9 protein-coding genes are annotated in these 13,033 nt (G+C 73.5%); 5 read left to right on the forward strand and 4 right to left on the reverse strand.

The window, feature by feature from the left end; translation table 11 throughout:
• Positions 1 to 643: 643 nt before the first annotated feature.
• Positions 644 to 1,891 carry an MFS transporter gene (locus tag ACIBM5_RS09210; protein ID WP_396006187.1) on the reverse strand — a complete coding sequence of 416 codons (1,248 nt, stop codon included), beginning with the start codon at positions 1,889 to 1,891 and terminating at the stop codon, positions 644 to 646.
• A 119-nt stretch (positions 1,892 to 2,010) separates the two neighbouring features.
• On the opposite strand from ACIBM5_RS09210, the gene ACIBM5_RS09215 reads away from it, so the two are divergent.
• From ACIBM5_RS09215 to ACIBM5_RS09225, 3 genes are all read left to right on the forward strand, one after another.
• The gene (locus ACIBM5_RS09215; RefSeq protein WP_396006188.1) at positions 2,011 to 2,922 is read left to right on the forward strand and encodes a winged helix-turn-helix transcriptional regulator; all 912 of its coding nucleotides are present in this window, start codon (positions 2,011 to 2,013) and stop codon (positions 2,920 to 2,922) included.
• A 209-nt stretch (positions 2,923 to 3,131) separates the two neighbouring features.
• Entirely contained in the window at positions 3,132 to 4,622 is a 1,491-nt protein-coding gene (locus tag ACIBM5_RS09220) for an alpha/beta hydrolase (protein WP_396006189.1), read from the forward strand.
• A gap of 484 nt (positions 4,623 to 5,106) precedes the next feature.
• Positions 5,107 to 5,571, forward strand: a complete 465-nt coding sequence (locus ACIBM5_RS09225) for a hypothetical protein (protein WP_396006190.1) — start codon at positions 5,107 to 5,109, stop codon at positions 5,569 to 5,571.
• Between the two features lie 73 nt (positions 5,572 to 5,644).
• Here ACIBM5_RS09225 and ACIBM5_RS09230 read toward each other — a convergent pair whose 3' ends face one another.
• From ACIBM5_RS09230 to ACIBM5_RS09240, 3 genes are all read right to left on the reverse strand, one after another.
• Entirely contained in the window at positions 5,645 to 6,448 is an 804-nt protein-coding gene (locus tag ACIBM5_RS09230) for an IclR family transcriptional regulator (RefSeq protein ID WP_396006191.1), read from the reverse strand.
• Between the two features lie 128 nt (positions 6,449 to 6,576).
• Entirely contained in the window at positions 6,577 to 8,733 is a 2,157-nt protein-coding gene (locus ACIBM5_RS09235) for a SpoIIE family protein phosphatase (RefSeq protein WP_396006192.1), read from the reverse strand.
• A 45-nt stretch (positions 8,734 to 8,778) separates the two neighbouring features.
• Entirely contained in the window at positions 8,779 to 11,343 is a 2,565-nt protein-coding gene (locus ACIBM5_RS09240; RefSeq protein WP_396006193.1) for a SpoIIE family protein phosphatase, read from the reverse strand.
• A 353-nt stretch (positions 11,344 to 11,696) separates the two neighbouring features.
• Here ACIBM5_RS09240 and ACIBM5_RS09245 point away from each other — a divergent pair, with 353 nt between their 5' ends.
• Positions 11,697 to 12,323, forward strand: coding sequence for a hypothetical protein (locus ACIBM5_RS09245; RefSeq protein WP_396006379.1), 627 nt, complete (start codon positions 11,697 to 11,699; stop codon positions 12,321 to 12,323).
• A complete protein-coding gene (locus ACIBM5_RS09250; RefSeq protein ID WP_396006194.1) occupies positions 12,310 to 12,987 on the forward strand; it encodes a class F sortase in 678 nt (225 codons plus the stop codon). Before ACIBM5_RS09245 ends, ACIBM5_RS09250 begins: the two co-directional genes overlap by 14 nt.
• The last annotated feature ends 46 nt before the right edge of the window (positions 12,988 to 13,033 follow it).

The raw sequence follows: 13,033 nt of genomic DNA on the forward strand, positions 1-13,033 counted from the left end.
GTGCGGCGCGGGGCGTGGCACGGTCGGTCGGTGGGGGATCAGGGTGCGGGCGCCGGCGGAGCCGGGACGGACCGGGCTCGGCGCGGGGCGGCGGCCTTCGGGTCGGCTCGGGGGCGGCTGTTCGGCCGCGGGCCGGTGGGTGGGACGACCGTGGTCGTCACACCGCCTACCGGTGGCGGTTCAGCCGCGAGGCGACCCGGAGCGATCGGGCCAACGGCCCTTCCACGGCTCCCGGTTCGTCGTCGGATGCGCGCTCCGCGGGCGGCTGCCGAACGCGTGGCGCGGCTCACCGATCCGCTTGCAGGTCACATCCATGCCCCCAACCTAGATCAGGAACTGCCACACGGTCACCTGGATTTCCCGCCCCGCGGACGAGCCCGCGGCGCCGGGATCGGCGAGCGCACAGGCTGAGCCTCCGGCCGGGGGCGGGCGCGGCCGCATCGACACCCGCCGCGGCCGTGGACGGGCGTGCGGCGCCGGGATCGGGGTCGGCGAGCGTAGTCGATGAGCACCGGCCGACGGCGGGCGCGGCCCGCACCGACACCTGGCCGCCGCCGTGGACCGGCCGGCCCCGACCTCGGTACCGATCCGCCGCCGGCCTCGGTCCCGGTCGCAGCCCGGTGGGCCCCACGGGCGGCCGGCCTCAGGTCAGGTCTCGTTGGGTACGGATCGGGCTCGACCACAGTACGAGGGGGGTCAGGAAGGCGATGCCGCACAGTGTGGCCAGGGCGGCCCGGGTGCCCAGCCAGGTTGCGATCAGGCCGGCGGTCAGCGCGCCGATCGGGATCGCGCCCCAGGACACGAACCGGACCGTGGCCATCACCCGGGGCAGCAGGTCCGGCGGGGTCACCGTCTGGCGGTGGGTGCGGGTGAGGATGCTGAGCACCACGACCCCGGCGCCGAAGCCCGCGTTCGCCACCGCGAAGACGAGCAGTCCGAGACCGTGGCCGGCCAACGGCACGAACCCGAGCGCGACGGCGCCGAAGAGCGCGGCCCCGATCAGGGCACGGGCGCTGCCCACCCGGGCCACCAGGCGCGGGGTCAGCGCCGCGGCGAGCAGGCTGCCCATCCCCTCGGAGGCGATCAGGACGCCCACCAGCGCGGCCGGCGCGTCCAGGGTGCGTACCAGGAATGCCGGGACGAGCGCCAGCAGCGCGCCGCAGACGAAGTTGACGGTGGTCGCGGCGGCCACGCACGGGCGGATCACCGGGTGCCGGCGCACGTAGCGCAGCCCCTCGGAGATCAGCGCGAACACCGAGGGCCCGGCGGTGGTCGACGTGGTCCGGGCCGGGCGCGGCAGGCCGCGCAGCAGCACCGCCGACACCAGGAAACTGACCGCGTCCACCAGCAACCCGCTCGCGGCTCCGCACAGTTGCACCAGCACGCCGCCCAGCGACGGGCCGCCGAGCTGGGTGGCCGAAACCGAGCCCGAGGTGAGGCTGTTGCGGGCGGTCAACTCCTCCTTGCTCACGATCGACGGGAGCAGCGTCGCGTTGCCCACGTCGAAGACCACGCTCGCCAGGCCGACCACGAAGGCGACCATGATCAGTTGCCACAGGTGCAGTACCCCCAGGGCCCACGCGAGCGGGACGGAGGCGACCGCGACGGCCCGCAGCACATCCATCGCGACCTGGGTGCCGCGCAGCGGGAGTCGTTGCACGATCACTCCGGCCGGGAGCCCGATCAGGATCCACGCGGTGTACTGCGCGACGGTGATCAGGCTGACCTGGAGGCTGCTCGCGTGCAGGCCCTGGAGCGCCACCAGTGGCAGTGCGACGGCGGTCACCGCGTCGCCGACGTGGCTGACGGTCGTGGCGGTCCAGTAGCGCCGGAATGCGCCCGCCGTGCGGGTGATGGTCGGGCCGGCCTCGCTCGTCGTCGTTTCGCTCATCTGCGCCCCCGGAAAGCCCGGCCCGCCGGGCGGCCGAGCCGGGACCGCCGGACGAGCAAGTGAGTAACCAATGGAAACTCACTATAGTGAACGGGTCGTACCAGGCAAGGCGAGGTCACATGCGATACACGGATCTGACGGATGCCGACTGCGCCATCACCCAGGCGCTCGGCATCGTCGGCGACTGGTGGACCCTGCTGCTGATCCGCGATGTCGCGGCGGGCGTGCACCAGTTCGGCGCGCTGCACGAGCAGGTCGGGATCAGCCGCAAGGTGCTGGCCCAACGGCTCAAGGCACTGGTGGAGCACGGGGTGTTGGAGAAGCGGCTCTACCACCCGCACCCGCCGCGCTACGAGTACCACCTCACCGAATCCGGTCGCGGCCTGCTCCCCGTCCTGGTCGCACTACAGAACTGGGGCTCACGGCACGTCCTGGGCGACGGCACGCTCACCGCCACCGGCGAATCCGACTCGGCCGAGGCCCGTCAGGCGCACGCCCTGGTCGGCACCCGGCTGCCCGCACTGACCCTGCGCACCGCCGCCGACGAGCGCATCGACCCGATCGCGGACACCGCGTGGACGGTCCTGTACTGCTTCCCCGGCGCCTACGCCCCCGGCCTCCAGGGCCATCCGCCCGGCTGGGACCGGATTCCCGGCGCGCCCGGCTGCACGCTGGAATCGTGCACCTACCGCGACCGGCTGGCCGAATTCACCGACCGCGGCGCCACCGTACGCGGCGTGAGCACCCAACGCCCGGACCAACTGGCCTCGTTCGCCCGGCACGCGAACATCCCGTTCCCGCTGCTCTCGGACGCCGACCTGGAACTGACCGCCGCACTGCGGCTGCCCACCTTCCGGGCGGCGGGCGTGGACCGGCTCAAGCGCCTGACGCTGCTCCTGGACGACACCCGCACGGTCCGCGGCGTGCTCTACCCGCTGCCGGACCCGGCCGGCTCCGTGGAGGACGCGCTCACCCTGATCGACACCCGTCCGACCCGGACCACGCGCGCCGACCAACGAGTCGATCGGTAGGACGTCCCCGCTCACCCGCAGGTGGCACCCACACGGCGAAACCGCCACCTCCCGAGGACCCCGACCCGGTACGTGTGACGGACGCGCCCCTCGCGGCCCCTTCCTAGCCTCGCAGCATGCGCATACCAGTACCGCGAAACTCCCGCACGCGAGTGAACTCGTCGCACAACAAAGGACATCGGCCGGCATCGCGCTTCGGCGGACGAAGCGTGCGCCTGCTCGCCGCGTTCGTCGCCTGCGCGAGCGTCGCGGGTCTCGGCACGGCCGCCGGCCCCGCCCGCGCCGCCGCCGAACCCGCCACCGCAGCCGCCTCGATCGCCCGACCGCTCACCTGGCAGCCGTGCCCCGAGGACCCCACCGCCGACTGTGCCGAGCTGACCCTGCCCGTCGACTGGTCCCGCCCGCACGGCCCGAGCTTCGAGATGGCCGTCGTCCGCCGCAAGGCGACCGACCCCACCCGGCGGATCGGCTCCCTCGTGGTGAACTTCGGCGGACCGGGCTCGCTCGGTGTGGACGACGTACTGACCACCTACAAGGACTTCTTCTCGGCGGAGGTGAACGCGCGCTTCGACCGCGTCGGCTTCGACCCGCGCGGCTGGGGCCGCAGCGCCGCACCGACCTGCCCCCAGGTCGGGCCGAGGCCGACCGCCGACCCCACCACACCGGCCGGCTTCGCCGAATTCGCGGCCGACAACCGTAGGTTGGTACACGGTTGCCGCGCCGGAACGGGCCCGCTGTACGACCGCCTCGACACGCTTTCGGTGGTCCGCGACATCGAGGCACTGCGAGCCGCACTCGGCGATCGGCGCCTGACCTTCTGGGGAGTGTCCTACGGAACCCTGATGGCACAGCAGTACGCCGAGCTGTTCCCGCAGCGGGTCCGGGCGTTGGTCGCGGACAGCAACATGGACCACAGCGTGGGCGGTGCGGATTTCCTGCGCGCGCAGGCCGCGACCGTCGAGGACTCCTTCACCGAATTCGTGAACTGGTGCGCCGCGGCCGCCGACTGCCCGCTGCACGGCGCCGACGTCGGCGCACTGTTCGAGCGGCTCTACTCCCGGGCCGAGGCCGGCACCCTGTACGAGCCCGGCAACCCGACTCGCGGCGTGCGCCCGAAGAACCTGCTGTCCGCGATCCAGTGGAAGATCTCCTACCTCAAGGAGGCGCCCACCGACACGCTCGCCGACGCCCGCCGCTCCGCCGCCGACCTCCTCGCCGCCCTGGACGCCTCGCCGCCCAGGCCCGCGCCGGCGATTCCCGACATCCCGGACTCGGACGCGCGCAGCAGGCAGTCCGTGCTGTGTGCCGACTGGCGGCTGGACATCCCCGACGCGGGCACGCTCGCCGCCATCGGCCGCCGCTCGCAGACGATCGCGCCGCACATGCGCCGCTCGATCCAGGCATGGGACGCGATGACCTACTGCCTGGGTCGCCCGATGCCCGTGACCAACCCGCCGCGTCCCTACCGGATCCCCGGCCACACCCCGATCCTGCTGGTCAACAACCTGCACGACCCGCAGACTCCGTACTCATGGGCGGTGCACGCGGCCCGGCAGATCCCCGGCGCCACCCTGCTCGCCGCCGACGGCTGGGGTCACATGAGCTACGACAAGAGCCGTTGTGCCGCCGCACTGACCGACCGCTACCTGATCGACCTCGCCATGCCGGCGCCCGACACCCATTGCGCGCCCGACGATTAGGCCGGGTCCGGTGGATTTTGGTGGATGAGGTCGCGTCGTCCGGTGCCGTGGCTCGGCGTGCCGGAGAAGCAGCCGCATGGTGGTTCCATTCGGCTGTTTCTCCGGTGCGGCGAGACGCGGTGCCGGGCGGCGCGGCCCCACCTGGATCCGCCGGACACGGCCTAGGCCGGCTCGACCCACCTCTCGGGTCGCCGGCGCGCACCGTGCGGGCCGGCGGCCCGACCGTCGTCCCCGGGGTTCGACGCGGGGCGGAATCGAGACACCGTGGGGACGCCGCCCCCGTCGGGCATGATCCGCACCACGGTGCTTTGCGGTCGACTTCGGCGGAATCGGCGTGTTCGGGGCCGGATCTGGGCAAGAATGCGCCCAACGGCGGGCCCGCGACGGCGGACTCGGCGACGACGCGGTTCGGGGGTGGGCGATGCGCGTCGGTCGGCCCGCCCGGCGGCCACAACTGCGGGGGGTCGGTGTGGAGGCAGAGTTGATGACCTTGGCGGCATCGGGCGCGACCACGATGGTCGGGCTGATGGTGTCGGAGTCCTGGGCGCAGGCCCGGACCCGGATCGCCGCCCTGTTCGGCCGGGGCGATCCGGCCCAGGGGATCGCGGTCGAACGCGAACTGGACTCCTCCCGACGCGAGTTGTCCGTGGCCCGGGAGTCCGGCGACGATCCGGTGATCGCGGACATCGAGGCCGAGTGGCGCACCCGGCTGCGTCGCCTGCTCCGCGCCGATTCGGTGGCGGCGGCGGAACTGCGCACGCTGCTCGACGAGTTGGCGCCGTTGCTGCCGGAGGAGGCGGCGGGTGCGGTGCACAACACGATCAGTGGCGGCACCCAGCAAGGCCCGGTCATCCAAGGACGGGACTTCACCGGCCTGACCTTCGGCGCGCCGGGCATCGCGGCACCCCCACCGGACCCGGCCCAGGGCGGTCCCGAACCGCGCCGTTGACCACGCGCCGCGCTCCGCCCTCCGGCGGCAGGGCCGGTTCCCGATTCGCGCCCGCCGTCGTTGCCGCGTCGTCCTACAGCCCCATCCGAGCCACCTGGACGGACAGTTCGCCCGCCGAGGCGACCACGGCCGACACGTAGTCCGGTACCTGCTCGTCGGGCACCCGGTGGGACAGTGCCGCGATGCTCACGGCCGCCACGACGCCGCCGTCCTCGCGACGCACCGGGGCACCGATGCCGAGCACGTCCGGGTCGAGTTCGCCGCGTGCCACCGCGTAACCCCGGGTGCGGATCTCGGCGAGTCGCGTGCGCAGTCGCTCGGGGTCGGTCACGGTGGCGTCGGTGAACCGGGGGAGCGGGCGCGCCAGGAGCCGGTCGAGTTCGGCGTGGTCGGCCCAGGCCAGCAGGGTCAGTGCGGCGGCGCCGGCGTTGAGCGGCAGCACCTGTCCGCGCTCGTAGGACAGCCGCAACGTGTGCACGGCCTCCTCGCGTTCGAGGCAGACCACCACATCGCCGGCCCGGCGGGTCAACAGCACCGGCTGACCGACCGCACGGGCCAGGGTGCGCAGCACCGGACGGGCCAGGTCGGACAGACCGACGCCCTTGCGGGCCAGCCGGGCCAGGTCCATCACCCGGGGCCCGAGCCGGAACCCGGAGCCGCCGTCGTTCTCCTCCAGGAACCCGTTGGCGGTCAGGCTCTGCAGATAGCGGTACGCGGTGGAGCGGGCGACGCCCAGGTGCTCGGCGACCTGGTTCGCGGACAGCGCGAGGCGGTCGTCGCCGAACAGCAGAAGGATGTCCAGGGCGCGGTCCGCGGTGGAGTTGCGCCCGCGATACGCCTGCCCACTTCCTGATTCGCGGGGGATGGTTCCTGACATGCGAAAAACCGTAGCAGGGCTCGCGGTGACATCCGGGAGCCCCGGGGCTCGTGGCGACGCCACGAAGCGCCGACCGTCGACGCCGGGGCGTCGCGGGCTCCGACGCGGGGTCGAGGACAGGCCCGGGCTCACAGCGGGGCGGGCAACAACTGCTCCGTCCAGATCGTCTTGCCGTCGCCCGTGTAGCGGGTGCCCCAGCGCTGGGTGAACTGGGCGACCAGGAACAGTCCGCGCCCGCCCTCGTCCGAGGTGCGCGCGTGCCGCAGCCGGGGGCTGGTGCTGGTGGCGTCGGAGACCTCGCAGATCAGCGTGGCGTCACGGATCAGCCGCAGCCGGATCGGCCCCGACGCGTACCGGATCGCGTTGGTGACCAGTTCGCTGATCACCAACTCGGTGGTGAACGCGATGTCGTCCAGTCCCCACTCGGCGAGTTGTCGGCCGGTGAGCGTGCGGGCCTCGGCCACGATGGCCGGGTCGGCGGGCAGCTCCCAGGACGCGACCCTGGAGGAGTCCAGGGTGCGGGTGCGCGCGATCAGCAGGGCCACGTCGTCCGGCGGCGGATTGTGGGTCAGCGTGTTCAGCACCGAGCGGCACAGCTCGTCCAGGGGCCGGTCCGGTTCGGCGAGCGAGGCGCGCAGCCGATCCATGCCGAAGTCCACGTCCCGATCGCGGGTCTCGATCAGGCCGTCGGTGTAGAGCACCAGCAGGCTGCCCTCGGGCAGCTCGAACTCGGCCGACTCGAACGGCAGGCCGCCCAGGCCCAGCGGCGGCCCGGCGGGCAGGTCGAGGAACTCCACCGCACCGCCGGGGCGGACCAGGGCGGGCGGCGGGTGCCCGGCGCGGGCGAACGTGCACAACCGGCTGACCGGGTCGTATACCGCGTACAGGCAGCTGGCGCCCAGTGCGGTGGTGTCCACGCCGCCCTCGCCGGTGCCCTCCTCGTCGACGAACCGGATGACCAGGTCGTCCAGATGGGCGAGCAACTCGTCCGGTGGCATGTCCAGGTCGGCCAGGGTGTGCACCGACGCGCGCAGCCGGCCCATCGTCGCCGCGGCGTGCGTGCCGTGTCCGGCCACGTCGCCGACCACCAGGGCGACCCGGGCGCCGGACAGCGGGATCACGTCGAACCAGTCGCCGCCGACCCCGGCCCGATCGTCGGCGGGCAGGTAGCGACTGGCCACCTCGACCGCGGTCTGCCGGGGCAGCCCGTGCGGCAGCAGGCTGCGCTGCAGGGCCAGTGCGGCGGCGTGCTCGTGGGTGAAGCGGCGTGCGTTGTCGATGCACACCGCGGCGCGCGAGACGAACTCCTCGGCCAGGATCAGGTCGTCGCCCTCGAACGGGTCCGGGGTGTCCCGGCGGAAGAAGTGCGCCATGCCCAGGATCGTGCCGCGGGCCCGGATCGGGACCACCATCATCGAGTGCAGGCCCACCGTGCGGGTGCGCTCCGTGGACACCTTGTCCTCGGCCAGCCAGGGCAGGATCACCGGGTCCAGGACCGGTTCCAGGACCGCCTTGCCGTCGACCAGGCAGCGTGCGCCGGGGGAGTTGCGGGCGACCGGGGCACGCTCGCCGATCCGGGCGATCGACTCGGCCGGGTCGCCGTCGGTCCTGCCGTCCCGGCCCTCGCGGGCCGAGCGCTGCCCGAGTCGGATCAGCTCCGGGTTGTCCCGGCTGACCGGGCCGGGCGCGGGCTCGATCCCGCCGAGCACCGGTTCCAGCAGGTCGACCGCGACGAAGTCGGCCAGGTCGGGGACCGCGACGTCGGCGAGTTCCTGCGCGGTGCGCGCGACGTCCAGGGTGGTGCCGATCCGGGCCCCGATGTCGCTGAGCAGCGCGAGCCGCTGCCGGGCCCGCCAGCGGTCGGTGACGTCGATGACGAGGTAGCACACCCCCGCCGGTGTTCCCGTGCTGTCGTCCAGCCGGAAGAACGAGGTGGAGTACGCGTGCACGTGTTCCGGGTCGCTCGCGGTGCGGCCCTGGTACTCGTGGTCGATCAGCGGGACCCCGGTCTCCAGCACCTCGCGCATCCGCGTCTCGATGGTCTCGGCGGGCAGGCCGGGCAGCACCTCGGAGAGCCGCCGGCCCAGGCGCAGCGCACGGGGGATCCCGCCGTTGCGTTCGAGCTGGTCGTTCAGCCACACGCAGCGCAGCTCCCGATCGACCACCGCCATGCCGACGGGTGCCCGGTTGAGCAGGTGGTCGAGCAGCGCCCGGTCCGCGCCCCACGGCACGGAGGACGCGTCGGCACCGGCATCGTCGGCACCGGCCGGGTTGGGTGTGCCCATCGAGCCCTCCTGTTCCTCCTCATTCCATGGTCGCGCGTTTGCCGCTCAGCGCAGATCGGCCGTGCCCCCCGCACCCGGCGCCGGTTCGGCCGACCCCGGCGCGGCGGGCCGGGTCGTCGGCCGCCGGGTCAGCAGCACGGCCACGTCGTCGGCCCGCTCGGTCAGTCGGCCCGCGTCGCGCAACATCCGGTCCGCGAGCTCGGCCAGGCCCGCGTCGGGGGCCTGCGACAACGACGCGCGCATCCGGTCGATGCCCAGGTCCAGGTCGGTGCCGGACTCCTCGACGAGGCCGTCGGTGTACAGGGCCAGGACCGAGCCCGGCTCCAGGGTCACCCGGGTCACCGGATACTCGGTGGCCGGGTCCACCCCGAGGAGGGTGCCGCCGGCCACGTCGAGGACTCGGGTGCGCCCGTCCGGGCCGCGCAGCAGCGGTGGCGGGTGGCCCGCACGAACCGCCTCGGCGTTGCCGGTGGCGGGGTCCAGTTCGATGTAGCAGCAGCTGGCGAACAGGCCCGGATCCAGATCGGCGAGCAGCCGGTTGGTGCACCGCACCACCTCGTCGGGTCGTTGTCCGCCGGTGGCGAAGGCGCGGACGGCGCTCCGCAGTTGGCCCATGGTGCCGGCGGCGGCCACGTTGTGCCCCTCGACGTCGCCGATCACCAGACCGACTCCGCGCCCGGTGTCGATCACGTCGTACCAGTCGCCGCCGATCTCCATGCCCTGGGTGCCCGGCAGGTAGCGGGCCACCACCTCCAGGTCGGGCAGGTCGGGCAGCCGGTGCGGCAGCAGGGCGTGTTGCAGGCCGCGGGCGAGGGTGAATTCCGCGTCGTAGAGCCGGGCCCGTTCCAGCGCCTGGGCGATCAGGCCGCTGAGCGCGGTGAGCACCGAGCGCTCCTCGGGGGTGAACAGGTGGTTGCGGTCGAAGCCGAGGATGCAGCTGCCCACCGACCGGTCGGAGGCGATCAGCGGCAGGAACGCCCACGCGGACATCTCGTCGAGCGGGATGCCCGGATACGCCGCTGCCAGTTCCTCGGCCGATTCGAAGAAGATCGGCACGCCGCGGGTGAGCGCCTCGACACCGGGGAGCGAGGCGTCCAGCGGCACGCCCTCGAACGGGTCCAGGAAGTTCTCGGGATAGCCGGTCTGCAGGGCCAGAAAGAAGCGTTTGTCCCGGACGATGTAGATCGCCAGCTCGCGGCCGCCGAAGGCGGGCAGGATCTGGTCGGCGACCACCTCGCACACCTCGCCGACCGACACCGCCTCGGTGAGCGCACCCGCCATCTGGAGCACGTGGTAGATCGCTCCGAGCCGGGGCGGCTCGGTCTCGGGGCGGGAGGCATCGGCCTCGGTCGCCCGACCGCCGGCGCCGGGTGGCGCCCCCACCGGGACCACCTTGCCGGTCAGCCCGTACGGGTCGGGGTAGAGCGAGAACGCCAGCCAGCGGTCGCGCGGGGTGTGGGCCAGGAAGGAGCCGGGCTGCTGGGAGAGCATCGCCGCCCGGTAGCGGTCCTCGTAGGACGGGTCGGCCAGCCAGGGCAGGGCCTCCCAGGGGGTCCGGCCCAACAGGTCCTCCGGCCGGACGCCGAGCAGGTCCGCCAGGTTGCGGCTGGCGTAGGTGATCCGGCCGCCAGGGTCGAGCGAGAAGACGCCGTCGCGCAGCCGCTCCACCGCCTCCGCGGCGGCTGCGCCGGCACCCAGGTCCAGCACCGCGCCCACCAGGTGTCGCGACCGGTCGCCGGACCCCTCGTCGGGAACCCGGCCCCACACCTCCAGCGGCCGGCCGGCGCCGTCGGAGCCCGCCACGTGGAGCCGCCAGGCCAGTACCCGGCCGGTCGCCACGGCCTGCCGCGCGGCGTCGCGGAACTCCTGTCCGCCGCCGGAGATCACCCGAGCCGCCAGGGTCGTCGCGCGTCGATCGAAGTCGGCCGGGTCGACGCCGAACAGCTCGCACAACTCCTCGTCCGCGTCGAAGTCGCCGGTGGCCACGTTCCAGTCGAACAGGCCCACCCGGATCAGCGGGAACGTGTTGGCGGGCAGCAGGGTCACCGTGGGTGGGCCGTCGTAGTCGACGGGCACACCGCGGGCGACCCGTGCGCCGAGCGCGTTGCCCAGGCGTTGGGCCGCGGTGCGCAGACTGCGCCGCCGCGAGGGGGGCAGGCCGCGTCCGGGGGAGGCGGGCCACATCACACACACCACGCCGAAGGTCTCGGTGCCCGCGCGGACCGGCGCTGAGGCGGACGCGTAGGCGTACGGCATGCCCAGGGCCAGCTGGGGAAAGCGCCGCATGGTGTCGCCGTCGTCGGCGAGGAAGACGATGCGGCCGGTGCGGTAGGCCTCGGGGGCGGGCAGTGCGCCGGTGACCGGGACCCGACTCCACGGCCCGAGCAGGGACAGGGCCAGTCCGGCGACCTTGGCCAGGACCAGCGAGCGCCGATCGGGTGAACGCAGGTAGACCACCCCGGCGTAGGCGCCGGTGCCCCGGACGGCGCTGTCCAGGCACGTGGAGCAGTCGGCCAGGACCGCCTCGCGTTCCTGGTCGAGGTCGGCCTCGCTGTGCACCGCACGAAGGGGACGGGGCCCGGCGCCGGGCCCCGGCACCGTGCCGGTCATGGGCGCCACCCACGTCCGGGCACCGGGCGTCTTCGTACCGTGCGGCGCGGCGGCCGCTCCGCTGCTTGCGCGCACATATGTCTCGGATTACGCCTGCCCGGACCCGATGTCAAACCGGCGTATCCACGAGCGGATCCGGCATATTGCCACGCGGGCCGCCCGGGTGTCGCCGGGCCGGGCGTCCGAGCCGGGGCGGGACGACGGACGGTGTACGTGCTGCGACATACGGGTGAATCCGGGACGGGGTGGTGTGTGTCGTCGCGGTGGGGGCGGATGCGGAAGGCACCGTCGGAATGTCCCATCTTCAGGTGATGCGACCACCTTTATCCGTCCTCTTCGTGGAGCCCATCGTGATGCCATCCCCGTGCCATAGTCCGTCCACCCGCACCCGGCGGCTGACCGTCGCGGCGATCGCGCTGGGTGCCGCCACGCTCGCCGGTACCGGCGCCGCACACGCGCTGCCGATGGCGCCGGGGGACAACGGCGACGTGAAGGTGCACATGAGCACCACGTCGCCGACGGACCAGCGCAACGAACCCAAGGTGTGCCTGTTCAACCTGGCGGCGTTCAACTTCGACACGCTCCAGTCGGTCACCTACACGATCGCCCCGCAGCCGGCGAACAGCGCGGGATCCGTGCTGGGCGGGACCATCACCCTCGTGGACGGCACCGGTCACACCCCGAACCTGTCGCTGCCCAACGGGCAGTACAAGCTGGTGTGGACCTTCGAGGGCGAGCAGGGGGCCGGCAAGCAGAAGGTCTTCAGAGTCGACTGCCCCGCCGGCACGACCACCGGTGGCGGCGCGACCACGGGTGGCGGCCGGCCCGCAGGTAGCGTCAACGCCGGTGGTGGTGGCGGCAGTTCGCAGGTCGACGCGGGTGAGGTGGCGGCCGGCGTGCTGGTCGCGGGCGCAGCGCTCGGCGGCTTCGGCCTCTACCTCGCCCGTCGTCGCCGTGCCACGGGCGATGGGACGAACTGAGCCCGCGCCGGCGCAGCGCGCGCGTCGCTCCGGCCCGTTCGCGGCCGGGGCGACCGCGTTGGCGGTCGCCGTCGGACTGTGGCTGGTCCAGCACGGATCCGACGGCCCGGTCGAGCGGCCGCCGGCTCCCGTCGCGGACGCGGCCCGGGTGCCGGCCCAGGCCCGGACCCCGAACGACGCGCCGCACCGGGTGGACGCCGCGCCGCTGACGGCGTCGGCGCCGACCCGGATCAGGATCCCGGCGATCGGTGTCAACGCGCCGACGAGCGTGCTGGGCATCGGTCCGGACCGGCGGCTGGCCACCCCGCCGGTGGGCAACAAGAACCTGGTCGGCTGGTACGGCGACGGTGTCACTCCCGGCGCCCGCGGAAACGCGATCACCGTCGGCCACGCGGACACCCGCTCCGGCCCGGCAGTGTTCTTCAAGCTGGGCCTGCTCCGGGTGGGGGACCGGATCGAGGTGCAGCGGCGGGACCGCCGGACGGCGGTCTTCGCGATCGACGCGGTCCGGTCCTACCCGAAGGACGCCTTTCCCGACGACGTGGTCTACGGGCCGACCGAGGCCGCGGAGTTGCGGGTGATCACCTGCGGTGGTCGCTACGACAAGCACGCCGGATACGCCGCGAATGTCGTGGTCTTCGCGCATCTGACGGGCAGCCGGTAGGGCTGCTCGACCCGTCCGCGATGCCGACCCGCACCCGCCTTTCGCG

The sequence above is a fragment of the Embleya sp. NPDC050493 genome, from assembly GCF_044458105.1.
Lineage (GTDB): Bacteria > Actinomycetota > Actinomycetes > Streptomycetales > Streptomycetaceae > Embleya.

What these genes read in the sequence shown, in the direction of transcription:
- ACIBM5_RS09210 (WP_396006187.1), bottom strand. Translation starts at nt 1,891, where the DNA reads ATGAGCGAAACGACGACGAGCGAGGCCGGCCCGACCATCACCCGCACG.
- ACIBM5_RS09215 (WP_396006188.1), top strand. Translation starts at nt 2,011, where the DNA reads ATGCGATACACGGATCTGACGGATGCCGACTGCGCCATCACCCAGGCG.
- ACIBM5_RS09225 (WP_396006190.1), top strand. Translation starts at nt 5,107, where the DNA reads ATGACCTTGGCGGCATCGGGCGCGACCACGATGGTCGGGCTGATGGTG.
- ACIBM5_RS09230 (WP_396006191.1), bottom strand. Translation starts at nt 6,448, where the DNA reads ATGTCAGGAACCATCCCCCGCGAATCAGGAAGTGGGCAGGCGTATCGC.
- ACIBM5_RS09235 (WP_396006192.1), bottom strand. Translation starts at nt 8,733, where the DNA reads ATGGGCACACCCAACCCGGCCGGTGCCGACGATGCCGGTGCCGACGCG.
- ACIBM5_RS09240 (WP_396006193.1), bottom strand. Translation starts at nt 11,343, where the DNA reads ATGACCGGCACGGTGCCGGGGCCCGGCGCCGGGCCCCGTCCCCTTCGT.
- ACIBM5_RS09245 (WP_396006379.1), top strand. Translation starts at nt 11,697, where the DNA reads ATGCCATCCCCGTGCCATAGTCCGTCCACCCGCACCCGGCGGCTGACC.
- ACIBM5_RS09250 (WP_396006194.1), top strand. Translation starts at nt 12,310, where the DNA reads ATGGGACGAACTGAGCCCGCGCCGGCGCAGCGCGCGCGTCGCTCCGGC.